Here is a 24,980-nt window from a genome sequence, read left to right as displayed (position 1 = left end):
ACTGTTCCGGCGCCTCAAAGGCTTCCGGCGCATATTCTCGCGATTCGACAAGCTGGATGTGATGTTCATTGCCTTCATCAATTTCGCGCTCATCGTTGATGGGCTTAGATAGTGTGAACACGCCCTAGCTCACGAAGACTTCCTCACCCGCAAGTACCACTCGCAGAGCAAGCGGACTTGCTTTTCGGTATAGCCTTTTTCGACCATCCGTTCGACAAAGCTCTCGTGCTTGCGCTTGTCCTCGGCCGACGCCTTGGCGTTGAACGAAATGACCGGGAGCAGATCCTCGGTGTTGGAGAACATTTTCTTCTCGATCACCTCGCGCAGCTTCTCGTAGCTGGTCCACGCGGGATTGCGGCCGCCGTTGTTGGCGCGGGCGCGCAGCACGAAGTTCACGATCTCGTTGCGGAAATCCTTGGGGTTGGCGATTCCGGCCGGCTTCTCGATCTTCTCCAGCTCGGCGTTGAGCGCCGCGCGGTCGAAGCTCTCGCCGGTCTCCGGGTCGCGGAACTCCTCGTCCTGAATCCAGCAGTCGGCGAAAGTCACGTAGCGGTCGAAAATGTTCTGCCCGTACTCCGAATACGACTCCAGGTAGGCGGTCTGGATTTCCTTGCCGATGAATTCCGCATAGCGCGGCGCCAGGTAGCCCTTGATGTGCTCCAGGTAGCGGCGGCGGATCTCGTCGGGATAGTCCTCCCGCCCGATCCGCTGCTCGAGCACGTACATCAGGTGCACCGGATTGGCCGCCACTTCGGTCTGGTCGTAGTTGAAGACGCTGGACAGGATCTTGTAGGCGAAGCGGGTCGACACACCGGTCATGCCTTCGTCGGTGCCGGCGTAGTCCTTGTACTCCTGCAGGACCTTGGCCTTCGGATCGACATCCTTGAGGCTTTCCCCGTCATAGACCCGCAGCTTGGAATACACGCTCGAGTTCTCCGGCTCCTTGAGCCGCGTCAGCACGGAGAACTGCGCCATCATCTCGAGCGTGCCGGGGGCGCAAGGCGAGTCGGCCAGCGAGCTGTTCTGCAGCAGCTTGCGATAGATCTTGACCTCTTCGGAGACCTGCAGGCAATACGGCACCTTGACGATGTAGATACGGTCCAGGAAAGCTTCGTTGTGCTTGTTGTTGCGGAAGGTCTGCCATTCGGACTCGTTGGAATGCGCAAGGATGATCCCGTTGAACGGGATGGCCGAAAACCCTTCGGTGCCCTTGAAGTTGCCTTCCTGGGTCGCCGTCAGCAAGGGATGCAGCATCTTGATGGGCGCCTTGAACATTTCAACGAATTCGAGCAAGCCCTGGTTGGCCAGGCACAGCCCTCCCGAATAGCTGTACGCATCGGGATCGTCTTGCGAATAGCGGTCGAGCTTGCGGATATCCACCTTGCCCACCAGCGAGGAGATGTCCTGGTTGTTCTCGTCCCCCGGCTCGGTCTTGGCGATGGCGAGCTGGCGCAGGACCGACGGCTGCAACCGGACCACGCGGAACTGCGAGATGTCGCCGTCGTATTCCTTGAGGCGCTTGATGGCCCAAGGCGACATGATGCCTGTCAGGTAGCGGCGGGGAATGCCGTATTCCTTCTCGAGCTGGCTGCCGAACCGGTCGGGATGGAACAGCCCGAGCGGCGACTCGTTCACGGGAGAACCCTTGAGCGCGTAAATGGGATGCGCTTCCATCAGCGCCTTCAGGCGTTCGGCGATCGAGGACTTGCCGCCGCCCACCGGGCCGAGCAGATAGAGGATCTGCTTGCGCTCTTCCAGGCCTTGCGCGGCATGCTTGAAGAACGCGACGATCTGATCGATCACGTCCTCCATGCCGAAGAATTCCTTGAACGCGGGGTAGCGGCGGATGAGGCGGTTGGAAAACAGCCGCGACAACCTCGGGTCGTTGCGCGTATCGACCAGCTCCGGCTCGCCGATCGCGGCAAGCATACGCTCGGCGGCGCTGGCGTAAGTCACGGGATCCCGGCGGGCGAGGTCCAGATACTCCTCGAGAGAAAGTTCGGTTTCCTGCGTCTTGGCGTATTGAGACTTGAACCCTTCGACGATGTTCAGCACGGACAACCTCCAACAGCGAGTGAATGAAAACTGCTACACGACTCTGTTGTTGTTAGCGCCGGTCGAGCCGGCCTCCGGTTCTTCCTGCCGGATGAACTTCCCGCAGTGTCCGGGGCAAACGGAATCAGCAACTACCGATCCTGCCTCGTCACGCTATGTCTGCTCCAGGAATCTCCTTGGGTAACCTCATTGCAAACATCATACGGCGCAACGGCACCGGCGACCTGCTTTGTGTTGCGCACGCACGATAATTTTTTTGGCTCCACTTCCTAGGGTATACACTCGTAAGGCTGCGATTCGGCATGCGGAGTTCCGCAAATTTCCGTTGCCTCGGCAAGTGCGCTTTGCGCGCCCGTCGATCATCGACGCGCGCAAAATAAAGTGCATGCGCGCTTTCCAGCACCTCAAAAAATTTGCTATACTTTTTGTCTTTCGGGGCGTAGCGCAGCCTGGTAGCGCACTTGCATGGGGTGCAAGGGGTCGCGAGTTCGAATCCCGCCGCCCCGACCATACATAAGTTCTTGATTTGTATAGTCGGAACCGAAAAGCCCGGTAGCCACAAGCTGCCGGGCTTTTGTTTTTCCGGTATCGCGGCAGCATTTTCCTATGGCGCTTTTGGCATGAGGTTGGAGCCCGTCGTCACCATTGCCGCCATCGCCCAACCCGGCCGGCGACACACGACGAAAAACCATCAAGCCGATGATGGAAAACCCGCCGCGATAAATGTCCGGGGATTTTCTCCGCGTGTCCGTGTCCTGCCGGAACGCCAAATTGAAAACAATAATGAACGCAAGGCGCGGACCGTCTTCATGTCCGCATTCATTGGCGATGCAAGCGCGCGTTGTGCCGGCCACCTGCGGCAGCGCGAGTCCACCATGCTCCAGCCGGGCCGGTCATGGTGGCCCTACGCCGGCATGAATCAAATAATTACAAAAAGCTATCACTGAAGGAATTTTGTTCATTTCCTTTAATTACAAGCGATTCCCCCGGGATACATCTATTGCACGAGCCGCCCCAGGGCGGCTACCGCAGCGGCAGCGCGGTCTTGTAGCGCACCTGCTTGAGCGCGAAGCTGGAGCGGATCTTCTCGACCTGCGCGATGGGCGAGAGGTGTTCGAGGATGAAGCTCTCCAGCGCCTGGATGTCAGGCACTGCGACGCGTATCAGGTAGTCGGCATCGCCCGTCATCAGATAACACTCCATGACTTCCTCGCGGGCGCAGATGGCGTCCTCGAACACCTGCAGCGCCTCGCGGTTCTGCTGCTTCAGGCTGATGGAAATGAAGACGTTCAGATGCAGGCCGAGCTGCTGCGGGTCGAGCAGCGCCACATACTGGCGGATCAGGCCGGCCGTCTCCATCGCCTTGACCCGCGTCAGGCACGGCGACGGCGACAGGTGCACCCGGCGCGCCAGTTCAACATTGGAGATGCCCGCGTCGGCCTGCAATTCGGCCAGAATGCGGCGATCGGTGTCATCGAGCTGCATCATTTCCCTCTTTCGGATTTTTTCGGCATTTTATTCTGATAGAACCCCCGATTCACAGCGTATTCGAAAGCCTATTCCGCGATTCGAAGCGTAGAATTTTTCGCACACTTTCGACGAAAAACGAGACGCAAGCATGTACGACGAATCGCGGCACCTAATCGCGCAGGACGGCACCGCCCCCGACCCCGATCCGCAGGAGACGGCGGAATGGCGCGATGCCCTGCTCTCGCTCCTGCAGGCCAACGGCCCGCAACGCGCACGGCAGATCCTCGACATGCTGGCGGCTGTCGCCAGCGGCGCGGCGGTCGGCTGGCGGCCGCGCCTGAACTCGCCCTACGTCAACACCATCCCCGCGGCCGCCCAGGCGCCTTTTCCCGGCGACTTGGCGATCGAGGAAAGGCTGGCTTCGCTCATGCGCTGGAACGCCCTGGCGATGGTGGTTCGCGCCAACCAGGCCTATGGCGAACTGGGCGGACACATCGCCAGCTACGCCAGCGCCGCCGATCTGTTCGAAGTCGGTTTCAACCATTTTTTCCGTGCCGGGGCAGCCGGCGAGGCGGACCTCGTCTTCTACCAGCCTCACTCGGCTCCAGGCATCTATGCGCGGGCCTTCCTCGAAGGCCGGCTCACGGAAGCGGACCTCGCCCACTACCGCCAGGAAATCACCGCACGGCACACGGGCGCGCAGGGGCTGTCCAGCTATCCCCACCCCTGGCTGATGCCGTCGTTCTGGCAGTTTCCCACCGGCTCCATGGGCATCGGCCCGATCAGTTCCATCTACCAGGCGCGCTTCATGCGCTATCTCGCCCATCGCGGCCTGCAGGACACGGCGGGCCGGCGCGTATGGGGCATATTCGGCGACGGCGAAATGGACGAGCCCGAGAGCATGTCCGCCCTGACGCTGGCCGCGCGCGAGAAGCTGGACAACCTCACCTGGGTGGTCAACTGCAATCTCCAGCGGCTGGATGGGCCGGTGCGCGGCAACGGCCGCATCGTCGACGAACTCGAAGCGCTGTTCGCCGGCGCAGGCTGGCACGTCATCAAGCTGCTGTGGGGGTCGGACTGGGACGGCCTGTTTGCCCGTGACGCCACGGCCGCGCTCGCCCGCGCCTTTGCACACACGGTGGATGGGCAGTTGCAGACCTTCGCCGCCAAGGACGGCCGCTTCAATCGCGAGCATTTCTTCGGCCAGGACGCCGAACTGGCCGCGCTGGCCCAAGGCCTGACCGACGACCAGATCGACAGGCTCAAGCGCGGTGGACACGATCTCGTGAAGATCTTCGCCGCCTACCACGCCGCCGTGCGCCACAAGGGACAGCCCACCGTCATCCTGGCGCAGACCAAGAAAGGCTATGGCATGGGCGAGGCGGGCCAGGGCAAGATGACCACCCACCAGCAGAAGAAGCTGGATGGCGACGCCCTGCTCGCTTTTCGCGACCGCTTCGACCTGCCGCTGTCCGACGAGGCGGCGCAATCCCTCGCGTTCTACCATCCGGGCGCCGAGAGCGCGGAGATCCGCTACCTGCACGAGCGCCGCAAGGCGCTGGGCGGCTACCTGCCCGCGCGAACCACGTCGGCGCCGCCGCTGCCGGTACCCGCCCTCCAGGCCTACGGCGGTTTCGCGCTGGAGGCCGCGGGCAAGGAAATGTCCACGACCATGGCTTTCGTGCGCCTGCTTGGCAACCTGCTCAAGGATCGCGCGCTGGGGCCCCGCATCGTGCCCATCGTGGCCGACGAGGCCAGGACCTTCGGCATGGCCGCCCTCTTCAAGCAGATCGGCATCTATTCCAGCGTGGGGCAGCGCTACGAGCCCGAGGACATCGGCTCGGTGCTGAGCTACCGCGAAGCGCTGGACGGACAGATCCTGGAGGAAGGCATCAGCGAGGCGGGCGCGGTCAGCTCGTGGGTCGCCGCCGCCACCAGCTACACCGTGCACGGCACCGCGATGCTGCCTTTCTACATCTACTACTCGATGTTCGGCTTCCAGCGCATCGGCGATCTCATCTGGGCCGCCGCCGACCAGCGGGCACGGGGATTCCTGCTGGGCGCCACCGCCGGCCGCACGACGCTGGGCGGGGAAGGCCTGCAGCACCAGGACGGCAGCAGCCTGGTCAGCGCCGCCGCCGTTCCGAACTGCCGCGCCTACGACCCCGCCTTTGCGGCGGAGTGCGCGGTCATCATCGACCACGGCATGCGCGCCATGCTCGAACGCCAGGAAGACGTCTTCTATTACCTCACGCTGGGCAACGAGAATTACGCGCAGCCCACCCTGCCGCCGGAGGCGCATGCCGGCGTCATCAAGGGCCTGTACCGCTACGCTTCGGAAGGCGAAGGCCGGCCCGCCGTGCGGCTGCTGGGGTCGGGCGCGATCCTGCGCGAAACGATCGCCGCGGCCGGGCTATTGGCCGCCGACTGGCAAGTGAGCAGCGAGATCTGGAGTGCCACCAGCTATGGCGAACTGGCGCGGGATGCCCGCGAGACCGAACGATGGAACCGGTTGCATCCCGGCCAGCCGGCCCGCCGCAGCCACCTTGCGGACTGCCTGGATGGCGATGCGCCCATCGTGGCCGCGAGCGACTATATTCGCGCCTGGCCTGGCCTGATCGCGCCCTATTGCGGCGGCCGCCTGGTCGTCCTGGGCACCGACGGATTCGGCCGGAGCGATACCCGGGCGGCACTGCGCCGATTCTTCGAGGTGGATCGCCACCATATCGTGCTGGCGGCATTGGACGCGCTCGCCCGCGAAGGCCGGGTAGACCGGGGCGTATGCGCGCGGGCCATCGACCGGTACGGCATCGCCGTCGACGCGATGCCGCCGTGGGAAAGCTGACGCGGGACCGGCGTGTAGCGGCCTAGCCCATCCGGGCCACGCTCGCTTCCTGCGCGGCCTTGAGCATGCCGGCGATCTCCGCCAGCTCGGCGCGTATGGCCTGCAGTTCGGGCTCTTCGATCGAGAACGTGACGACCTGCGGCTCTTCCTCGACCTGCCCGCGCGACTCGTCCAGCCGGTTGCGGGCGCCGCTGATGGTGAAGCCCTGCTCGTAGAGCAATTCGCGTATGCGCCGTATCAACAGGACCTCGTGGTGCTGGTAATAGCGGCGATTGCCCCGTCGCTTGATGGGCTTGAGCTGGGTGAATTCCTGTTCCCAGTAGCGCAGCACGTGCGGCTTGACCCCGCACAGTTCGCTGACCTCGCCGATGGTGAAGTAACGCTTGGCGGGGATGGGGGGAAGAACGACGGGGGGCTCGATGCGCGCCATAAAACCTCTCAGGACGGATTCTGTTCGCGCAGCGCGACCTGCTCGACCATGCTCTTGAGTTTCTGGCTCGCATGGAACGTGACGACACGGCGGGCGGCGATGGGGATTTCCTCGCCCGTCTTGGGATTGCGTCCGGGGCGCTGCGGCTTGTTGCGCACCTGGAAATTGCCGAAGCCCGAGAGTTTGACCATGTCGCCGCGTTCCAGCGCGTCGCGGATTTCCTCGAAGAAAGTCTCGACCATATCCTTGGCCTCGCGCTTGTTGAGGCCGACCCGCTCGAACAGCAGGTCGGCCAGTTCGGCCTTGGTCAGGGTGCGAGGATCGAGCGCGCCCTGCGGCGCGTCGGCGTCGGCCTCGAGCGCGTCCGGGCGGGCGTAGCTGTCGGAAACGAGAGAATGCATAGACACGGATGGAAAACTCGGCGTTAGACCCTCAGCCTTGCGCCATGCTCGGCTTCCAGCGCGGCACGGATGCGGGCCAGGCACGACTCGACTCGGGCGTCGTCCAGGGTTACCGAAGTATCCTGTAGCCAGAACCGGAAGGCAAGGCTTTTTTCCTTTTCTAACAAGGACTTATCCCGCCAAACATCGAAAATGCGTACGTCTTTGACGACCGCCAGCTCGGCCTCCTTGGCCACGAGATGACGCACCGTGTCGAGCATTTGCTGGGCCAGCACCGCCTCGGGCACCCACAAGGCCAGGTCGCGGATGACCACGGGCTGGCGCGAGATTTCCGCCAGCACCGGCAGCGGACGCGCGGCAACGCGTTCCGCGTCCACCTCGAATACCACCGGCGCGTGCGGCAGCTCGGCACGCTGCACCCAGCGCGGATGCAGCTCGCCTATCCAGCCGATGGTCTCGCCATCGACCACGACGCGGGCGCTGCGGCCAGGATGCAAGGCCGGATGCGAGTCGGGAACGAAACGAGGCGCCTCGCGGCAGGTGCCCGCAAGCAAGGCCTCCAGATCGGCCTTCAGGTCGTAGAAGTCGACCTGCCGGGTCTGGGTCCCCCACTGCTCCTCCACCGCCGGTCCATAGGCCAGGGCCGTCAGGCGCATGGGCTGATTCACGCCGGCCACTTCGAGCGGGCCGTCCTGCACCGCCGGGTCGCGCCGGAATACCCGTCCCAGTTCGAACACGCGTACGCGCGGGAGCTTGCGGTTGACGTTGTACTGGGCATTGGCCACCAGCCCCCCGATCAGGCTGCTGCGCATGACGGACAGCTGGCTGGCGATGGGGTTGAGCAGGCGGATCGGATCGGCGTTGCCGGCGTAGTCGCGCTCCCAATCGGCCTCGACGAAGCTGAAGTTGATGACTTCCTGGTAGTCCAGGTCCGCCATCAGGTGGCGCAATCCGTGGAACGAGCGGCGCTCCTCCGGCTCGATGCGCATGGTCGCCCGCGCCATCGGCGGCACGTCCGGAATCCGCTCGAAGCCATGGATGCGCGCCACTTCCTCGATCAGGTCTTCCTCGATCTCGATATCGAAGCGGAAGGACGGAGGCGTCACGACGAAAGCGCCCGGCTCGCGCACGAACGGCAGTCCGAGGCGGGTGAAGATGCCGGCGATCTCGTCTTCGGACACATCCACGCCCAGCACCTTGTGGCAGCGCGCCACGCGCAGCCGTACTGGCTTGCGTTCGGGCAGGTTGACGACCTGATCGTCCACCGGACCGGCCTGTCCGCCGCAGACCTGCACGATGAGGCTGGTCAGATACTCGAGGTCGGCGGGAATGTTGGCGTAGTCCACGCCGCGCTCGAAGCGGTGGCTGGCGTCCGTGCTGAAGTTGTAGCGGCGTGCGCGGCCGGCGATGCTGGCCGGCCACCAGAAGGCGGCCTCGATGTAGATGTCGCGCGTCTCGGTCGATACGGAGGTTGCCTCGCCGCCCATGATCCCGGCCAGGCATTCCGGCCCGTTGTCATCGGCGATCACGCCTACCTCGCCGTCCACCTCGACGGTCTGGCCGTTCAGCAGCAGGATCTGCTCGCCCGGCTTGCCCCACCGCACGTGCAGGCCGCCGTGGACCTTGGCCAGGTCGAACACGTGGCTGGGCCGGCCCAGTTCCAGCATGACGTAGTTGGAGATGTCGACCAGCGCGGAAATCGAACGCTGCCCCGCCCGCTCGAGCCTGCGCCGGATCCATTCCGGCGTGGGCGCGCTCGCGTCGACGCCGCGGACGACGCGCCCGACATAGCGCCCGCAAAGGTCCGGCGCATGCACGGTCACCGGCACGCGGTCGTCGATGGCGACCGGCACCGGTTCCAGCTTCGGCGCGGCCAGCGGCGCGCCCGTCAAGGCCGAAACCTCGCGCGCGACGCCCAGCACCGACAGGCAATCCGCCTTGTTGGGCGTGAGCTTGAGCGTGAAGACGGTATCGTCCAGTTGCAGCCAGTCGCGTACCGACATGCCGACCCTGGCGTCCGCGCCGAGGTCCAGCAGTCCGGCGTGGTCCTGCGACAGGCCCAGCTCGCGCGCCGAACACAGCATGCCGGCGGACTCCACGCCGCGCATCTTGGCCACGCCGATCTTGACGTCCCCGGGCAGCCGCGCGCCCACGGTCGCCAGCGGCACTTTCATGCCGGCCGCCACGTTGGGCGCGCCGCACACGATCTGCAGCGGCTCGCCCTTCCCCGCGTCGACTTTGCACACGCGCAACTTGTCGGCGTTCGGGTGCGGTTCGACCGACAGCACCTGCGCCACCACCACGCCGCTGAAGGCGGGCGCCACCGGCTCGGCTTCCTCGACCTCGAGGCCGGCCATGGTCAATTGATGAGCCAGCTCGTCGGTCGAAATGGCGGGGTTGGTCAGTGCCCGCAACCAGGATTCGGGAAATTGCATGGTGTGTAGATCCCCCCTACGCGCTTCGCGCGCCCCCCAGGGGGCGATGCGGGTGGACCGGCGGAGCCGGATCCACGCATCCTGGATCTAGTACCGTTATCCTGGGTTGTGGCACGGTTGCTATCGTTGGCTACCAGCGATAGCAACCGTGCTTCAGTCCAAGATAGTTTCCCTAGACCCAGGAAACCGCGGATCTGGCTTTTGCCAGTCCGCCGGTTTCGCCCCTGGGGGGCGCGCGTAAGCGCGTAGGGGGGACCTCCTCCCTCTAGTTGAATTGTTTCAGGAAACGCAGGTCGCCTTCGAAAAACTGGCGCAGGTCGTTGACGCCGTAGCGAAGCATGGTCAGGCGCTCGAGGCCGGAGCCGAAGGCAAAGCCGATGTAGCGCTCCGGATCCAGCCCGAAATTGCGCACGACGGTGGGGTGCACCTGGCCCGAACCGGAGATTTCCAACCAGCGGCCCTTATTGGGGCCCGAGGTGAACATCATGTCGATTTCGGCCGACGGTTCCGTAAACGGGAAGAACGAGGGCCGGAAGCGCAGCACCAGGTCATCGGTCTCGAAGAAAGCGCGCAGGAAGTCGGTATAGACGCCCTTCAGGTCGGCGAACGAGATGTTCTCGTCTATCCACAGGCCCTCGACCTGGTGGAACATGGGCGAATGCGTGGCGTCGCTGTCGACCCGGTAGGTACGGCCGGGCGCGATCACCTTGATGGGCGGCTGATGGGCGCGCGCATAGCGTACCTGCATGGGGCTGGTATGCGTGCGCAGCAGCAGGGGCAGTCCCTTGTCGTCCTTCATGTCGACGTAGAAGGTGTCCTGCATGGAGCGCGCTGGATGGTTCTCGGGATTGTTCAGCGCCGTGAAGTTGGTCCAGTCGTTCTCCACTTCCGGGCCGTCGGCCACGTCGAAGCCGATGGAACGGAAAATCTGCTCGATGCGTTCCCAGGTGCGGATCACCGGATGGATGCCGCCCACGCCGCGCCCGCGGCCGGGCAGCGTGACGTCGATGGTTTCCTCCGCCAGGCGCGCCGCCAGCTTGGCGTCGGCCAAGGCCTGCCGCCGGTCGTTCAGCAGGCTTTCGATCCTGCCCTTGGCTTCGTTGATGCGCGCCCCTTCCGTGCGTTTCTGCTCGGCGGTCAGGCTGGCGAGTCCCTTCAACAGCGCGGTCAAGGCGCCCTGCTTACCCAGGAACCGGGCCTTTTCGTTCTCGAGCGCGTTGGGGTCGGACGCGGCCGCGAAGGCCTCCCCGGCTTGGCGTATCAGTTCGTCCAGATTCTGGGACATGGCGGATTCGTATCGGTAAGGGAAAAATGAGGCACCACGGGAAAAGCCCCAACGCTTGCTGCTTGCTGCCTGCGCGGCCTGACGGCAAAAACGCAAACGGGGCTTCGAAGAAGCCCCGTTCGGGTGTTGCACTCCTAGCGCCACGATCCGGCTCCGGCCGCCAGGCCGGAACCGCGCGTGGCGATGCGAGTTCAGGCTGCCAGGGCGTTCTTGACTTGCTGCACGATCGCGGCAAAACCCGCCTTGTCGCGCACAGCCAGGTCGGCCAGGACCTTGCGGTCGAGATCGATCGCCGCCTTCTTCAGGCCGGCGATGAACACGCTGTACGACACGCCATGCTCGCGGACGGCGGCATTGATACGCGTGATCCACAGTGCTCGGAAGGTGCGCTTCTTGGCGCGGCGGTCGCGGTACGCGTACTGGCCGGCGCGCATGACCGCCTGCTTGGCGACGCGGAAGACGTTGCCGCGGCGGCCGCGATAACCCTTGGCGGCGCTGATGACTTTCTTGTGACGGGCCCGGGCGGTTACCCCACGTTTGACTCTAGGCATTTGAAAACTCCAATATCAGCGGTTGGGATCAGGCAAACGGCATCATTGCCCGCACGGATTTCACATCGGCCTCGTGGACCGCGGTGGAACCGCGCAACTGACGCTTGTTCTTGGTCGTTTTCTTCGTGAGGATGTGGCGCTTGAACGCCTGGCCCCGCTTGATGGAACCGCTACCGCGGACCTGAAAGCGCTTGGCGGCGCTTTTCTTGGTCTTCATCTTAGGCATGACTGCTTCCTGTTTCGTTTACATGCTCACGGGTGCCGGCGGCCTGGTGCCGGACTTGACGACCCGCATTCACTTGTTTTACCTGCCCCGTTCCCGGACAACGCACCGCTCGGCAAGACGCGCCGCCCTGCGGATTTGAAAGCGTTCACGAGGAACCGGATTGCCCGGCGCCAGGACTTTCGCGCCGGACTTCGCCAGGGGCACGGATAAGGCATCCACGCCTCTGGAAAACCGTAGATTATACCGCGTTATTCCGCGGCGCCCTTGCCCGTGGGCGGAGCTTTTTTCTTGGGAGCCAGCACCATCACCATTTGCCGGCCTTCCAGCTTGGGCATGGCCTCGACCGCGCTGATCTCGACCAGGTCGTCGCGGACACGTTCCAGCACCCTCATGCCGAGTTCCTGGTGGGCCATTTCGCGGCCACGGAAGCGCAGCGTCACCTTGGCCTTGTCGCCCTCTTCCAGGAACCGGCGCAGGTTACGCAGCTTGACCTGGTAATCGCCCTCGTCGGTGCCAGGGCGGAACTTGACTTCCTTGACCTGGATGATCTTCTGCTTGAGCTTGGCTTCGTGCTGCCGCTTTTGCTCCTGGTACTTGAACTTGCCGTAGTCCATCAGGCGGCAGACCGGGGGCTGCGCGTTGGGGGCAATTTCTACCAGGTCAACATCATTCTGTTCGGAAAGCCTAACTGCTTCGGCCAGCTTGACGATGCCAAGCTGTTCGCCGTCGACCCCAATCAGGCGCACCTCAGGTGCGGTAATTTCACCATTGATGCGATTCGGCTTGTCGGTAGCGATGTCTGAAACTCCTGAATTTGATTGAAACGGCCGCGCGCGGCGGGTTGCCCCGCCGCCAGCACGGACCGTGCCCGGAGCCGGAAAGGCCAACCATGCGATTACGGATTGGCGGGGACTTCCGGATTCCGGCGTTCGGCCACGTCGGCAGCGAGCCGCGACGAGAATGCATCGAGCGGGAGGACCCCCAGATCGACGCCGCCGCGGGCGCGTACGGCCACCGATGCAGCTTGCCGTTCTTTTTCCCCCACGACGAGGATATAGGGAACTTTTTGCAAGCTGTGCTCCCGGATTTTATAGGTGATCTTTTCACCACGCAAATCCGCCTCGACTCTAAACCCTTGTTTTTTCAGGGTTTGCGCGACACTTTGGGCATATTCGGCGGTTGCCTCGGAAATATTGCAGACCACCGCCTGGACCGGCGCCAGCCAGGGCGGCATCGCGCCGCCGAAATGCTCGATCAACATGCCGATGAAGCGCTCCATCGAACCCAGGATGGCCCGGTGGAGCATCACGGGCGTGACGCGCTGGTCGTTCTGGTCCACGTATTCGGCGCCCAGGCGGCCCGGCATGGAGAAATCGACCTGGATCGTGCCGCATTGCCAATGGCGGCCGATGGCGTCCTTGAGCGTGTATTCGATCTTCGGCCCGTAGAAGGCGCCATCCCCCGGGCTGATCTCGTACTCGCAGCCGGAGCGGCGCAGGCTCTCCATCAGCGCATGCTCGGCCTTGTCCCAGACCTCGTCCGAACCGATGCGGCTTTCCGGCCGCGTCGCCACCTTGTAGAGGATGTCGGTAAAGCCGAAATCGCGATAGACACGCTGCAGTTGTGACGTGAAAGCAACACACTCGTCCAGGATCTGGTCCTCGGTACAGAAAATGTGGCCGTCGTCCTGCGTGAAACCGCGAACCCGCATCATGCCGTGCAGCGCGCCCGAGGGTTCGTTCCGGTGGCATTGGCCGAACTCGCCGTAGCGCAACGGCAGGTCGCGGTAGGAATGCAGGTTGGCGCGGAAGATCTGCACGTGCCCGGGGCAGTTCATGGGCTTGAGCGCGTAATAGCGGTTCTCGGACTCCGTCGTGAACATGTTGTCGCGATAGTTGTCCCAGTGCCCCGTCTTTTCCCACAGCGAACGGTCGAGGATCTGGGGCGCCTTGACCTCTTGGTAGCCGCTGTCGCGGTAGACCCCGCGCACGTACTGCTCGACCTGCTGCCAGATCGTCCAGCCCTTGGGATGCCAGAAGACCAGGCCGGGCGCCTCGTCCTGGAAGTGGAACAGGTCGAGTTCGCGGCCCAGCTTGCGGTGGTCGCGCTTTTCGGCCTCCTCCAGCATCTTCAGGTAGGCGTCCTGGTCCTCCTTCTTCGCCCAGGCCGTGCCGTAGATGCGCTGGAGCATCTCGTTCTTGCTGTCGCCGCGCCAATAGGCGCCGGCCACCTTCATCAGCTTGAACACCTTGAGCTTGCCCGTGGACGGCACGTGCGGGCCGCGGCACAGGTCGACGAAATCGCCCTCGCGGTACAGCGTGATCTTCTGGTCGGCGGGAATCGAGGCGATGATCTCGGCCTTGTACTTTTCGCCGATCGAGTTGAAGAAGTCCACGGCGTCGTCGCGCTTCCATTCCTCGCGCGTCACGACCTCGTCTTTCTTGGCGAGTTCCATCATCTTGTTCTCGATGGCCGCCAGGTCTTCGGGCGTGAACGGCCGCGAATACGAGAAATCGTAGTAGAAGCCGTTCTCGATGACCGGGCCGATGGTGACCTGCGCCTCGGGATACAGGGACTTGACCGCGTAGGCCAGCAAGTGCGCCGTGGAGTGGCGGATCAGGTCCAGGCCCTCGGCATCCTTGGCCGTGACGATGTCGAGCCGGGCATCGCGGTCTATCGTGTAGCTGGTGTCGACCAGGGCGGGTTCGCTGCCTTCGTGGGTGACCCGGCCGGCCAGGGCGGCCTTGGCCAGCCCGGTGCCGATGGACGCGGCGACGTCGGCCACCGTGACGGGGGCCGGGAACTCACGCTGGGAACCATCGGGCAGCGTTACCTTGATCATTGATGCGACCTCGAGATTGAAACACGGCGCGCGCGCCGACAAACGCCGGCGCTCGCCGCGACGCGCGAAGCGGCGGAACCGGGAACATAAAAAAACGCGGCATCGGGCCGCGTTCTCGCTTTCTGCAGGATCCCGGGCCAGAGGCCCGGCGGAAAAGGACGATGCGATCCAGGAAACCAACGCGGCTAGCCGGCGATGTTCCCCGAGGTAGTTCGTTCGAGCATAGAAAAAACGCCCATGCTGGGATCGTCCTTGAATCTTGCTGTGATCGTTGCTGTGTCTACGTCGTCTGTGATTTTAGCACAGCGCCCCCTTGCGGCCCAGCATGGAACTGGCCGCGCGGCCGCAGGAAAAAGCCGTTCAACCGCTGCTCGAGCGCATGGGCGATCCATCCGGCGGTTCGGCCCATGGCCCAGAGCGCGCTCGCGCTGCCCGGCGGCAGGTCCCAGGCGGCGCAGGCGGCGGCCAGCCCGAGTTCGATGCGGGGCGGGATGCCCACTTGCGCCTGGATTTCGTCGAGAAACCGCAACAGCATCTCGGCGCGGCGAGTCGGACGCGGATGCTCCCGGGCCATGCGGATCAATTGAGCGGCGCGCGGATCTCCCTGCGGATAGGACTCGATCCCGAAGGCGGACGATCGCGCCCGGTCGCGCACCACCCGCGATACCCAGGCATCGAGGTGGGCGCGCGTACGGATGCCCGCCAGCGTCTCTTCGATGCGGTCGCAGCCGCCGGCCAGCCCCGAGCCGGAAAGCGCCGCCAGCGCCGCGCCGACGCAGGCGTGCAGTTCCGCGCCGACCGAGGCGGCGATCCGCGCGCTGAACGTCGGCGGCGACAACTCGTGGTCGGCGCTGAGGATGAGCATCGCGTTCAGCGCCTTCAAGAACTCCGGCGTCGCTTCGCGGGCCAGCGCTTCGGCGACGTGCTGCGCCAGCGGCTTGGCGCCGGACGGCGGACGGTAGCGGCGCTGGTCCGACAGCAGGCCGCAGCACCCTGCGAAGGCCAGCACGAGCTGGCGCGCGGCGGGAATCTGCGCGCCGCTGCGCACCTCCTCGTCCACCGACCCGCCCCCCAGCGCGAGGGCGGCGCCCTGGAACACGCGCACCATGCGCGGCGTCTCCCCCGGCCCGGGCATCAGGCTCCGCAATGCCTGTCTGGCCCTAGGGGGCAGCGGCTCGACCGGCCATATGCTGGCGCCGTGGGGCAAGACGCCCGTCCAGAGCAACTCTGCCACGTTCTCGAACACGCCCGGATACTCCACCAGTTCGGCCGCGAGCCGCCCCCTGTAGCGAGGCCCCGCCGGGGTGATCTCGGTAATGCCGGTATCGATCACCGGCTGCCCCCACCGCAGGGCCGTGGCCGCCACCGCGCCATGGCCCATGCGCGCCTGGCTGCGGGTGCGCAGCCCTTCGACTTCCTCGCGCAGGTAAAGCCGGGTCTTGCGTCCCGGCTGCGCGACGGGGTGCAGCAGGCCGCGGCTGACATAGGTGTACAGCGTGGCCGCCTTGATTTCCAGGATGCGGCAGGCTTCTTTCGAATCGACGAAGCCGCCTGCGGACCAGGCCTCGGCGGCGGTCTCGGATGCGTTCATGAGCGATGCTCGCGCGCCCGCGAGGGCGCGGTGGGTGGGTGATACATCGATTATGCAATCGAGATTGATTCGACGTAAATCGATCCATACACTCTGCGCCATATTCCCCATCGAGCGGACGCCGGCCGCGCTTTCCCTCCGGCGCAAGACAGGAGACATCACCATGACCCAGTACATGGTCCGTGCGGGCCGGACAGTGCTCGCGCTCGCCCTCGCCGGCGCTTTCGCCGCCCCCGCCTTCGCGCAGCCGGGCGCCTACCCTTCCCGTCCGGTGACCATCGTCGTGCCGTTCCAGGCCGGAGGCGGCGCCGACACCATCGCCCGCATGCTGGCCACCAACGTCACCCGCCACTTGAACGGCCAGACAGTCATCGTGGACAACCGGGCGGGCGCGTCGGGCAACATCGGCGCCAACTACGTCTCGCGCGCCGCGGCCGACGGCTACACCCTGCTGCTGACCAACAGCACCATGACGATCAATGCCGCGCTGAACTTCACCCAGGGCTACGACGTCCAGAAGGACCTGCAACCCGTCGCCATGCTCGTGTCCTCGCCCGTGGCGGTAGGCGTGAACAGCGGCTATCCCGCCAAGACGGCCGCGGAACTGGTGCAGCACGTCCGCGCCCACCCCGGCAAGGCCAACTACTCGTCGTGCGGCAACGGATCGCCCCAGCATTTCGCCGGCGAGGCCTTCAACCAGTCGGCCAAGGTCGACATGGTGCACGTACCCTACAACGGCTGCGCCCCGGCCGTCAGCGACGCGCTGGGCAACCAGGTGCCGATCCTGTTCAGCACTATTCCCAACATGGCGCCGCACGCCAAGACCGGCAAGCTGCGCCTGCTGGCCGTGGCCTCGGCCAAGCGCCTCTCCTTCATGCCCGAAGTTCCGGCCCTGTCGGAAACTCCCGAGTTCAAGGACCTGGACATCACGGTCTGGTTCGGCCTGTTCGCCCCCGCCGCGACGCCGGCCGACGTCCGCAGCCGCATCGAGCAGGCGGTGCTCGCCACGCTCAAGGATCCCAAGCTGCGGCAGGAATTCCAGGCGCGCTACTACGAAGTCGACGCCCTGGGCGCCGACGGCATGGCGCAACAGGTGCGCAAGGACCTCGCCATGTATTCCCAACTGGCCAAGCAGGCCGGCATCAAGCTGGAATAGCGCCGCAGCGCCCACCCTTTTCCATCACAGAGGAACCACGCATGTCCAATTCCGCCTCCTCCGCCGGCGCGCCCCTGGAGCAGCACGTCGACGACCTGGTCGTCGCCAACCGCGTGCTGGCGAAATACAACGTGCTCGACGGCTTCGGCCACGTCAGCATCCGCCATCCCGAGCGGCCCGGACACTTCCTGCTGTCGCGCTCGCTGGCACCCGAGCTGGTTACGGCCGCCGACATCATGGAATTCGACGCGAACTCCGACGCGGTCGGCGGCGACACGCGCACGCCTTACCTCGAGCGGTACATCCATGGCGAGATCTACCGGGCCCGGCCGGACGTGAACGCGGTAGTCCATAGCCATTCGCCCTCGGTGATCCCGTTCGCCGGCTCCTCGGTTCGGCTGCGGCCCATCTATCACATGGCGGGTTTCCTCTCGGGCGGCGCGCCGGTCTTCGACATACGCTGCTGCTTCGGCTCCACCGACCTGCTGGTGCGCTGCCGCGAGCACGGCGAAGAGCTCGCCAAGACGCTGGGCCAGCAGAACGTGTCGCTCATGCGCGGCCACGGATTCGTGGCGGTGGGCGCGGACGTGCGCATCGCCGTGTACCGGGCGATGTACACCGAGACCAACGCCGCCCTGCAGCAGAAGGCCATCGGGCTGGGCGGCGAGATCACCTACCTGAGCGAAGAAGAAGCGGCCAAGGCCGACGCCATGATGGCGGGCGTGATGTTCCGGCCGTGGGAGCTGTGGAAGAAGAAGGCGATGGAGGGCTGAGCCGGAATGGACCAGCCGGGGAGCAAGCCGATTCGGCTTGCCTCGACGGCCGGTCGGCCCCGTGGCCTAGATGGTCTGCGGGAATGGCAGGTTGCGAAGGCGCTTGCCGGTCAACCTCGCCACGGCATTGGCCACGGCCGGCGCCACGGGTGGCAGGCCGACCTCGCCCATGCCGCCCGGCGGGTTATCCGTCGGCAATACCGTCACCTCCACCACGGGCGCCTGGTTCGCGCGCAAGAGCGGATACGTGTCCAGGTTGTGCTGCTGCACCTGGCCGCCCTTGTAGACCAGCCTTTCACCCAGGGCGGCCGACAGGCCGAACAGCGCGGCCCCCTCGACCTGGGCCTTGATGTTGGCAGGACTGATCGCATGGCCGCAATCGACCGCGGCCCAGAGGCGATGGACCACCGGCCGCCCCTCGCTCATGGAGACCTCGGCCACCATGGCGATGAACGTGCTCCATGCGTCCGAGAAAGCCAATCCCAATGCATGGCCGGGCTTGCGCGAACCGCCCCAACGCGCCATGGCGGCCGCTTCGCGCAGCACCGCCTGGGCGCGCGGCGTATCCGAGGTCAGATCGAGCCGGTACTGGAGCGGATCCTTGCCCGCCGCGCCGGCGATCTCGTCGATCAATGTCTCGATGGAGAACTTGGTATAGCCCGCCCCTACGGCCCGCCAGAAGCTGACGTCCACGCCGCGCTGCTCGCGGCAATGCTCGACCAGTTGGTCCGCGATCTGGTAGACGCCGTCCGCGCCTTCCATCACCGGGGCGTCCCTGCCGCCCGATTTCTGGTAGGCGGCTGGAGCGGTACGGGCCACGATGCCCTCGGACACCAGGCGGTGGCGCCAGCCTACTATGCGTCCCTCTGCGTCGATGCCTGCCACCAGGTGCTGCGCGGTCATTGGACGGGGCCGCGCTCGCTGGAAGTCGTCTTCGCGGGTCCAGATCACCTGGATCGGCACGCCCGGCATGGCCTTGGCCAGCAGCGCCGCGTCCAGGCTGTAGTCCGCCTCGGCGCGCCGGCCGTAGCCGCCGCCCAGCAGCGTGATGTGCACCTTGATGTTCTCCGGCTTGTAGCCGGCCCCCGCGGCCACGATGCCGATCACCCCGGACGGCGACTGCGAAGGCACCCAGATCTCGATCGCTTCGCCTTCGGCGCGTGCGGTGCAGTTCATGGGTTCCATGGTGACATGGGCGACGTGGTCGGTGGTGTACGTGGCCCGAAAGACGCGGGCGGCTCCCGACAGTTTCTGCGCCGCGTCGCCATGCTTGTGCCAGACGGCTCCCCCTTCGTCCAGCCGTTCGGCGCGGGCCGCGAATTCCTTGAGCGCCGCCTCGCTATCGTAGGAACGGGCCTTGGCTTCTTCGCTCCACTTCACTTCCAGCAGGTCCCGCGCCTTGCGGGCGGTGGCGAAGGAGTCGGCCACCACGGCAACCCCGGCGGGCAACCGCACGACCTTCTTGACGCCCGGCACGGCGAGGGCCGCGGAATCGACGACCGCGAGCGGCTTTTCGCCCTGCACGGGCGCATGCAGGATGGCCGCCCACAGCATGCCCGGCAGGCGCACGTCGATACCGAACGCGGCGGAGCCGTCGGACTTGGCCGGCACCTCCACCCGCGGCAGGTCCTTGCCGATGATGGCAAAGGCCGACATGGGCTTGAGCATGCTCTTGTCCACCTTGGGCAGTTCCGCCGGCACCCGCGCGCCGTCGACCAGGTCGCCGTAGGCCATGCGGCGCCCGGTGGGCACGTGGATGAGCGTGCTGCGCTCCGCGCGGATGTCAGCGGCCGGCACGCCCCATTTCCCGGCAGCCGCCTGGACGAGGACGAGCCTGGCCTGCAAACCGGCCAGGCGCAGGGCGTCGTAATAGCCTTTGACCGTGCGCGAGGAGCCCGTCACCATGGCTCCGCCGAATCCCGGATTGCCGAATCGCCGGGGATCGGCGGGCGCCTGCTCCACCCGCACCTTGTGCCAGTCCAGTTCCATTTCCTCGGCGACGATCATGGGAATGGCGGTCATCGTGCCCTGCCCCATTTCGGAAGCGGGCGAATAGATCACGGCCGTGTTGTCGGGAGCAAGGCTGACCCAGGCAACGGGGCTGAAGGATGCGTCCGCCGCGGCCGCCTCGGGCAGCAGCAGGCTGGCGCCGCCGCGCGCCCCCGTCCATCCGCCCAGCATGACTCCGAGGGCGACCGAGCCGGAGCCGGCGATGAAGGCACGGCGGGATAGCTTGTTCGTTTCCATGCCTGCCTCCTAGGTCGCCGATTTCTGGACGCTGACGACCGCGTCCGCGATCCGGTTATAGGTGCCGCACCGGCACAGGTTACCCGCCATGCCTTCGAGCACCTGCTCGCGCGACAGCGGTCCGTCCGCGCCGGCCAGCATGCCGGCGGCAGTCATCAACTGGCCGGACTGGCAGTATCCGCACTGCGGCACCTGGTGCGCGACCCAGGCCTTGCGCAGCGCCTGGCCGGCGTCCGTGCGCATCAACCCTTCGACGGTGGTGACGGATGCGCCCTTGACGGCAGCCGCTGGCAGGACGCACGAACGCGTGGGCTGCCCGTTGAAATGCACCGTACAGGCGCCACACTGCGCCATGCCGCATCCGAACTTGGTGCCGGTGAGCTGGAAGTCTTCCCGCAGCACCCACAGCAGGGGCTTGTCGTCGGCGACGTCGGCCGACACCTGCTTGCCATTGAGCATGAATTCGATCACGGACTCCTCCTTGGATTGCCTGGCCTCTCCTGGGCATGACCTCGCGCCATGGCTCGGCGTCACGCCGATCCTACCGGAGGAGTGAAGCAAATTCCACAAATTTTGAGCACGTTCATCCATTTTCCGCGAAAGCGCGCGCCTGGACCGTTATGTTCTTATTTTGGCAACATCATGTTCGCAATACGCTTCTTTTTGTCAACTAACCCGCGTGGTAGATTCCTTGCGCTCCCTCCCCCAAGGAACCCCACATGCCCCGCTCGCTCTCGATCCGCCTGCCCCGCGCACTGGCCGGGCTTGCCGCCGCCTGCCTCGCCGTCTCCGCCGCCACGGCCACGGCCGCCGCTCCCGCCAAGCCGCTCAAGAAAGTCACCATCACCGTCGGCACGCAGGTCCTCAACGTCGCCTATCCCTGGCTGATGCTTCCGATCGCCAAGGGGTACTGGCGCGACGAGGGCTACGACGTGGAAGTCATAGGGGTGTCCGGTTCCGCGCAAGGCCTGCAGCAGCTCGCCACCGGAGGGATCCAGTTCGCACAGCTGAATTCCACCGGCCTGATCCAGGCCAATACCGACGCCAACCTGGCCGTGCGAGGCATCCTGGGCACCGGCGTCATCGACTGGGGCGTGGCGGTCATGGACGACAGCCCCATCAAGAAGGTGTCGGAATTCAAGGGCAAGCGCATCGGCATCGTCAGCCTGGCGACGGGCGGCTATCCGCTGCTCAAGGGCTATCTGCGCAACAACGGCGTGAATCCCGACACCGAGGTCCAGATCATCGCCGTAGGCGCCGGCGCGCCCGCGCTGGACGCCCTCAAGAACAACCGCGTGCAGGGCCTGATGTTCTGGCAATCGGCGCTGACCGGGTTCGAGAATGCCGGGGCCAAGCTGCGGGTCTTCCGCTCCCCGGATTGGCGCAGCATGCCCGACTTCACGCTGGGCACCATGCAGAAGACCATCGATTCCGACCCCGCCATGGTCGAGGCCATCGCGCGCGGCGCCGCCAAGGGATGGCTGTTCGCCATGACCAATCCCGACTGCGCGCGCAAGGTCCACTGGGCCGCCTTTCCCAGCACCAAGCCCACCGGGGCCGATGAAGCCACGCTCGCCAAGTGGGACCTGGCCTTGCTGAACGCCCAGCTCGACACCATGCGCGATGCGCACAAGATGAATGGCGGCAAGCTCATCGGCGCCATGGACCTGGGCGCCTACGGCCGGTTCCAGGACTTCATGTTCCAGGAAAAGCTGATCAAGCGCACCCTGCCGGCCGCCACGTTCATCATCGACAAGCCCGGATTCATCGAAGCCGTCAACCGTTTCGACCACGAGGCGATCATCGCCGACGCCAAGGCCTGCAAGTGAAAGCCCCCCTACGCGCTGACGCGCGCCCCCCAGGGGGCGGCACTGGCGGACCGGCAAAGCCGGATCCGCTGTGCCCTGGATCGGGCAGCGTACTTTCATGCGTCGCACTTGGCGCACAGCGACCTGGAGAACTGACATGGCACTAGACGCTGCGCGCTACGTGGCCGGGCTGCCCAAGGCCGAATTGCACATGCACATCGAAGGCTCGATCGAGCCCGAGCTGATGTTCGAGCTGGCCGCGCGCAACGGCGTCCCGCTGCGCTGGAAAACGGTCGAGGAGGTGCGGCAGGCCTACCGGTTCCATAACCTGCAGTCCTTTCTGGACCTCTACTACGACGGCTGCAGGGTCCTGGTGACCGAGCGCGACTTCCACGACGTCACTCGCGCCTATCTGCGCCGGGCCCATGCCGACCGCGTCCGGCACGCCGAGATGTTCATCGGTCCGCAGGGGCATACGCGCCGCGGTGTCGCGCTCGAGACCGTGCTCGAAGGCGTCCTGGCGGCAATGGATGCCGCCGAGCGCGAGGACGGCATCACCTCCGGGCTGCTCCTCGGCGCGCAGCGCCACCTGCCGGAGGAAGACGCGCTGGCGATGCTGGAGGCGGCCGAGCCGTGGCGCGACCGCATCCTCGGCTATGGCCTGGGCGGAGCCGAAGTGGGCAACCCGCCGTCCAAGTTCGCGCGCTTCTTCGCCGCCTGCCGCGAGCGGGGCTTTCGCGTCACGGCCCATGCGGGCGAGGAAGGTCCGGCCAGCTACGTGCGCGAATCGGTGGAGCTGCTGCAGGTGGACCGCATCGACCACGGCAACAGCTGCCTGGACGATCCCGCTCTGGTGGCCGAGCTGGCGGCGCGGGGCACGCCGCTGACCGTCTGTCCGCTGTCCAACCTGCGGCTGCGCGTGGTCGAGGACATGACGCGCCACCCGCTCGCGACGATGCTGCGGGCAGGCTTGAATGCCACGGTCAACTCCGACGACCCCTCCTACTTCGGCGGCTACGTCAACGACAACTACCTCGCCTGCCACGAGGCGCTCGGCCTGGACATCGACGATCTCACGCTGCTGGCCCGCAACAGCATACGGGCCTCGTTCCTGCCCGCCGAGCGGCAGGCGGCGCTGCTGGCCGACATCGATGCCTGGCGCGCGGCCGCCGAGGCACCATGATCTCGACCACCGCGCTCCGGTACTTTGCCGAAGTGGTGCGCAGCGGCTCGTTCCGGGCGGCTGCCGACAGCCTCTACGTCGCGCCGTCGGCCATCAGCCGGCAGATCGCGGCGCTGGAAGAAGACCTGGGCGCGCCGCTGCTCGAGCGCGGCCGCGGGCGCACCACGCTGCGGCTGACCGCCGCCGGCGAGCTGCTGATGCAATTCGTGCAGACGGTGGGCAACGAAATCGACCGCGTCCGCTCCGATATCGAGGCGCTCAAGCAATTGCGCCGCGGCCAGATCCGTTTCGGCGCGCCCGAGACCTTCGCCCGCGACTTCATTCCCGATTTCCTGGCGAGCTTCAACCAGCGGTATCCCGGTATCACCTACCAGGTCCAGGTACACGGCACGCCGCGGCTGGTCGAGATGGTGGCCGACGACGAACTCGAGGCCTCCCTGGCCTTCAACCCGCCCCCGGTCACCGACGTGCGGCACATCTACGAGCGATTGCTGCCTACCCGTGTCCTGGTGAGCGCGGGCCATCCCCTCTGCGAACGCGAGTGGGTCAAGCTGTCCGACTGCGCCGACTACGGGCTGGCGCTGCCCGATGCCAGCATCGGCTCCAAGCGCGACTACGACGAAATGTTCGCCAGGGCCAAGATCCGCCCGCGCGCCGTGCTGGTCTCCAATTCCTACGAGTTGCTGCGCAGCGCCGCCACGGCCGGCCTGGCGGTCTCGCTGGTGAACGAAGAACTGACCTACAAGCGGGAGGCGCCGCTCGGCTACCGCTACGTGCCGCTGAAGGACTCCCGCGTCAAGCCGCAGCGCCTGACCCTGTGCGTGCGGCGGGGACGCAATCTTCCCGTCTCCACCCTCGCCTTCATCGACAACCTGGTCGAGACCCTGAAACAACTGGAGCAAGAGTGACTGCCGCCGCCTTTGGCTTTTCTTCCATCAACAAGTCGTTCCGCAGCAAGGACGGCGGAGACGTCATCGCCCTGCATGACGTCGAATTCGACGTGCGCCACGGAGAATTCGTGACCGTGGTCGGCCCCAGCGGCTGTGGCAAGAGCACGCTGCTGCGCATCCTGGCTGGCCTGGAGACCCCGAGCGCCGGGACGGTGTCCATGGGCGGCGTGCCGGTATCCGGCCCCAGCCGCGACATAGGCGTGGTCTTCCAGGCGCCGGTGCTGCTGCCCTGGCGGACGGTGCTGCAGAACGTGCTGGTGCCGGCCCAGATCCAGCAGCGCGACATGGCCGGTGCTACCGCCAAGGCGCGCGAGTACCTGGACATGGTCGGCCTGCGGGGCTTCGAGACCAAGTATCCCGGCGAGCTCTCGGGCGGCATGCAGCAGCGGGTCGGCATCGCCCGCGCCCTGGTCAACGATCCCAAGGTGCTGCTGATGGACGAACCATTCGGCGCGCTCGATGCCATGACACGGGAAACGATGAACCTGGAGCTCTTGCGCATCAAGGAGCGCAGCGGCACCACCATCATGCTGGTCACCCACAGCATTCCCGAAGCGGTGTTCCTGGGAGACCGCGTGGTAGTCATGTCGCCCCGGCCGGGACGGGTCACGCAGATCGTCGACGTCGACCTGCCCAAGCCCCGCCCCCTGGACATCATCAACTCGGACGCTTTCGGCGCCTACGTATCCGGCATACGCGGCAACCTCCAAGCCGTCGGCGGACTGGACTGAC

At 65.7% G+C, this 24,980-nt stretch carries 21 protein-coding genes, 1 tRNA gene and 1 pseudogene; 10 read left to right on the top strand and 13 right to left on the bottom strand.

Features of this window, described 5'->3' with window-relative positions:
- A pseudogene (locus tag CDO44_RS08925) lies at positions 1 to 112 on the top strand (IS5/IS1182 family transposase); the annotation flags it as partial.
- A 17-nt stretch (positions 113 to 129) separates the two neighbouring features.
- Here the strand turns inward: CDO44_RS08925 and CDO44_RS08920 are convergent.
- Positions 130 to 2,052, bottom strand: coding sequence for a PrkA family serine protein kinase (locus CDO44_RS08920; protein ID WP_198951330.1), 1,923 nt, complete (start codon positions 2,050 to 2,052; stop codon positions 130 to 132).
- 436 nt (positions 2,053 to 2,488) lie between these two features.
- Between CDO44_RS08920 and CDO44_RS08915 the strand changes: the two genes are divergently transcribed.
- Together CDO44_RS08915 and CDO44_RS27415 are read left to right on the top strand one after the other, a co-directional pair.
- Positions 2,489 to 2,565, top strand: a tRNA-Pro gene (locus CDO44_RS08915).
- A gap of 11 nt (positions 2,566 to 2,576) precedes the next feature.
- Complete coding sequence (locus CDO44_RS27415; protein WP_144389493.1) at positions 2,577 to 3,002, top strand: hypothetical protein; 426 nt, start codon at positions 2,577 to 2,579, stop codon at positions 3,000 to 3,002.
- A gap of 76 nt (positions 3,003 to 3,078) precedes the next feature.
- Here the strand turns inward: CDO44_RS27415 and CDO44_RS08910 are convergent, their stop codons facing one another.
- On the bottom strand, positions 3,079 to 3,540 hold the full coding sequence (locus CDO44_RS08910; protein WP_087779889.1) for an Lrp/AsnC family transcriptional regulator: 462 nt from the start codon (positions 3,538 to 3,540) through the stop codon (positions 3,079 to 3,081).
- 133 nt (positions 3,541 to 3,673) lie between these two features.
- Here CDO44_RS08910 and mdeB point away from each other — a divergent pair, with 133 nt between their 5' ends.
- A complete protein-coding gene (gene mdeB / locus CDO44_RS08905) occupies positions 3,674 to 6,370 on the top strand; it encodes an alpha-ketoglutarate dehydrogenase (protein WP_087779865.1) in 2,697 nt (898 codons plus the stop codon).
- Positions 6,371 to 6,392: 22 nt separating this feature from the next.
- On the opposite strand, the gene CDO44_RS08900 is transcribed toward mdeB, so the two are convergent.
- The 9 genes from CDO44_RS08900 to CDO44_RS08860 form a co-directional block, all read right to left on the bottom strand.
- Entirely contained in the window at positions 6,393 to 6,800 is a 408-nt protein-coding gene (locus CDO44_RS08900) for a MerR family transcriptional regulator (RefSeq protein WP_087779864.1), read from the bottom strand.
- An 8-nt stretch (positions 6,801 to 6,808) separates the two neighbouring features.
- On the bottom strand, positions 6,809 to 7,201 hold the full coding sequence (locus CDO44_RS08895) for an integration host factor subunit alpha (RefSeq protein WP_304528370.1): 393 nt from the start codon (positions 7,199 to 7,201) through the stop codon (positions 6,809 to 6,811).
- A 23-nt stretch (positions 7,202 to 7,224) separates the two neighbouring features.
- The gene (pheT, locus tag CDO44_RS08890; RefSeq protein WP_087779863.1) at positions 7,225 to 9,636 is read right to left on the bottom strand and encodes a phenylalanine--tRNA ligase subunit beta; all 2,412 of its coding nucleotides are present in this window, start codon (positions 9,634 to 9,636) and stop codon (positions 7,225 to 7,227) included.
- A gap of 265 nt (positions 9,637 to 9,901) precedes the next feature.
- A complete protein-coding gene (pheS, locus tag CDO44_RS08885) occupies positions 9,902 to 10,921 on the bottom strand; it encodes a phenylalanine--tRNA ligase subunit alpha (protein ID WP_087779862.1) in 1,020 nt (339 codons plus the stop codon).
- A 191-nt stretch (positions 10,922 to 11,112) separates the two neighbouring features.
- Entirely contained in the window at positions 11,113 to 11,472 is a 360-nt protein-coding gene (gene rplT, locus CDO44_RS08880; protein ID WP_087779861.1) for a 50S ribosomal protein L20, read from the bottom strand.
- A gap of 28 nt (positions 11,473 to 11,500) precedes the next feature.
- Positions 11,501 to 11,698 (bottom strand): 50S ribosomal protein L35, encoded by a 198-nt coding sequence (gene rpmI, locus CDO44_RS08875; RefSeq protein ID WP_087779860.1) that lies wholly within the window; start codon positions 11,696 to 11,698, stop codon positions 11,501 to 11,503.
- A gap of 248 nt (positions 11,699 to 11,946) precedes the next feature.
- A complete protein-coding gene (gene infC / locus CDO44_RS08870) occupies positions 11,947 to 12,495 on the bottom strand; it encodes a translation initiation factor IF-3 (protein WP_087779887.1) in 549 nt (182 codons plus the stop codon).
- 98 nt (positions 12,496 to 12,593) lie between these two features.
- Positions 12,594 to 14,540 carry a threonine--tRNA ligase gene (thrS, locus tag CDO44_RS08865; RefSeq protein ID WP_087779859.1) on the bottom strand — a complete coding sequence of 649 codons (1,947 nt, stop codon included), beginning with the start codon at positions 14,538 to 14,540 and terminating at the stop codon, positions 12,594 to 12,596.
- Between the two features lie 280 nt (positions 14,541 to 14,820).
- Positions 14,821 to 16,131, bottom strand: coding sequence for a citrate synthase (locus tag CDO44_RS08860; protein ID WP_158213233.1), 1,311 nt, complete (start codon positions 16,129 to 16,131; stop codon positions 14,821 to 14,823).
- 163 nt (positions 16,132 to 16,294) lie between these two features.
- Here CDO44_RS08860 and CDO44_RS08855 point away from each other — a divergent pair, with 163 nt between their 5' ends.
- Both CDO44_RS08855 and CDO44_RS08850 read left to right on the top strand, forming a co-directional pair.
- Positions 16,295 to 17,287, top strand: coding sequence for a tripartite tricarboxylate transporter substrate binding protein (locus CDO44_RS08855; protein ID WP_087779857.1), 993 nt, complete (start codon positions 16,295 to 16,297; stop codon positions 17,285 to 17,287).
- Positions 17,288 to 17,328: 41 nt separating this feature from the next.
- Positions 17,329 to 18,060: a class II aldolase/adducin family protein gene (locus CDO44_RS08850; protein WP_087779856.1), complete on the top strand. Its 732-nt coding sequence runs from the start codon at positions 17,329 to 17,331 to the stop codon at positions 18,058 to 18,060.
- Between the two features lie 66 nt (positions 18,061 to 18,126).
- On the opposite strand, the gene CDO44_RS08845 is transcribed toward CDO44_RS08850, so the two are convergent.
- Positions 18,127 to 20,307 carry a xanthine dehydrogenase family protein molybdopterin-binding subunit gene (locus CDO44_RS08845; RefSeq protein ID WP_087779855.1) on the bottom strand — a complete coding sequence of 727 codons (2,181 nt, stop codon included), beginning with the start codon at positions 20,305 to 20,307 and terminating at the stop codon, positions 18,127 to 18,129.
- 9 nt (positions 20,308 to 20,316) lie between these two features.
- Positions 20,317 to 20,778: a (2Fe-2S)-binding protein gene (locus tag CDO44_RS08840; RefSeq protein ID WP_087779854.1), complete on the bottom strand. Its 462-nt coding sequence runs from the start codon at positions 20,776 to 20,778 to the stop codon at positions 20,317 to 20,319.
- Between the two features lie 248 nt (positions 20,779 to 21,026).
- Here CDO44_RS08840 and CDO44_RS08835 point away from each other — a divergent pair, with 248 nt between their 5' ends.
- The 4 genes from CDO44_RS08835 to CDO44_RS08820 all read left to right on the top strand — a co-directional run bounded on the left by CDO44_RS08835 (position 21,027) and on the right by CDO44_RS08820 (position 24,979).
- A complete protein-coding gene (locus CDO44_RS08835; RefSeq protein ID WP_087779853.1) occupies positions 21,027 to 22,136 on the top strand; it encodes an ABC transporter substrate-binding protein in 1,110 nt (369 codons plus the stop codon).
- 136 nt (positions 22,137 to 22,272) lie between these two features.
- Complete coding sequence (locus CDO44_RS08830) at positions 22,273 to 23,298, top strand: adenosine deaminase (protein ID WP_087779852.1); 1,026 nt, start codon at positions 22,273 to 22,275, stop codon at positions 23,296 to 23,298.
- Positions 23,295 to 24,206, top strand: a complete 912-nt coding sequence (locus tag CDO44_RS08825) for a LysR family transcriptional regulator (RefSeq protein WP_087779851.1) — start codon at positions 23,295 to 23,297, stop codon at positions 24,204 to 24,206. The genes CDO44_RS08830 and CDO44_RS08825 overlap by 4 nt, the downstream gene beginning before the upstream one ends.
- Complete coding sequence (locus CDO44_RS08820; protein WP_087779850.1) at positions 24,203 to 24,979, top strand: ABC transporter ATP-binding protein; 777 nt, start codon at positions 24,203 to 24,205, stop codon at positions 24,977 to 24,979. Before CDO44_RS08825 ends, CDO44_RS08820 begins: the two co-directional genes overlap by 4 nt.
- Position 24,980: the final 1 nt, after the last annotated feature.

It is taken from the genome of Pigmentiphaga sp. NML080357 (genome assembly GCF_002188465.1).
Lineage (GTDB): Bacteria > Pseudomonadota > Gammaproteobacteria > Burkholderiales > Burkholderiaceae_B > Pigmentiphaga.
The sequence above is the reverse complement of the archived record's forward strand: the minus strand, read 5'-3'. Positions and strand labels throughout refer to the sequence as shown.

Bases quoted from the DNA above. Each gene is read 5' to 3' on its own strand.
- CDO44_RS08910 (WP_087779889.1), bottom strand. From the start codon at position 3,540: ATGCAGCTCGATGACACCGATCGCCGCATTCTGGCCGAATTGCAGGCC.
- mdeB (WP_087779865.1), top strand. From the start codon at position 3,674: ATGTACGACGAATCGCGGCACCTAATCGCGCAGGACGGCACCGCCCCC.
- CDO44_RS08900 (WP_087779864.1), bottom strand. From the start codon at position 6,800: ATGGCGCGCATCGAGCCCCCCGTCGTTCTTCCCCCCATCCCCGCCAAG.
- CDO44_RS08895 (WP_304528370.1), bottom strand. From the start codon at position 7,201: ATGCATTCTCTCGTTTCCGACAGCTACGCCCGCCCGGACGCGCTCGAG.
- pheT (WP_087779863.1), bottom strand. From the start codon at position 9,636: ATGCAATTTCCCGAATCCTGGTTGCGGGCACTGACCAACCCCGCCATT.
- pheS (WP_087779862.1), bottom strand. From the start codon at position 10,921: ATGTCCCAGAATCTGGACGAACTGATACGCCAAGCCGGGGAGGCCTTC.
- rplT (WP_087779861.1), bottom strand. From the start codon at position 11,472: ATGCCTAGAGTCAAACGTGGGGTAACCGCCCGGGCCCGTCACAAGAAA.
- rpmI (WP_087779860.1), bottom strand. From the start codon at position 11,698: ATGCCTAAGATGAAGACCAAGAAAAGCGCCGCCAAGCGCTTTCAGGTC.
- thrS (WP_087779859.1), bottom strand. From the start codon at position 14,540: ATGATCAAGGTAACGCTGCCCGATGGTTCCCAGCGTGAGTTCCCGGCC.
- CDO44_RS08860 (WP_158213233.1), bottom strand. From the start codon at position 16,131: ATGAACGCATCCGAGACCGCCGCCGAGGCCTGGTCCGCAGGCGGCTTC.
- CDO44_RS08855 (WP_087779857.1), top strand. From the start codon at position 16,295: ATGACCCAGTACATGGTCCGTGCGGGCCGGACAGTGCTCGCGCTCGCC.
- CDO44_RS08850 (WP_087779856.1), top strand. From the start codon at position 17,329: ATGTCCAATTCCGCCTCCTCCGCCGGCGCGCCCCTGGAGCAGCACGTC.
- CDO44_RS08845 (WP_087779855.1), bottom strand. From the start codon at position 20,307: ATGGAAACGAACAAGCTATCCCGCCGTGCCTTCATCGCCGGCTCCGGC.
- CDO44_RS08835 (WP_087779853.1), top strand. From the start codon at position 21,027: ATGCCCCGCTCGCTCTCGATCCGCCTGCCCCGCGCACTGGCCGGGCTT.
- CDO44_RS08830 (WP_087779852.1), top strand. From the start codon at position 22,273: ATGGCACTAGACGCTGCGCGCTACGTGGCCGGGCTGCCCAAGGCCGAA.
- CDO44_RS08825 (WP_087779851.1), top strand. From the start codon at position 23,295: ATGATCTCGACCACCGCGCTCCGGTACTTTGCCGAAGTGGTGCGCAGC.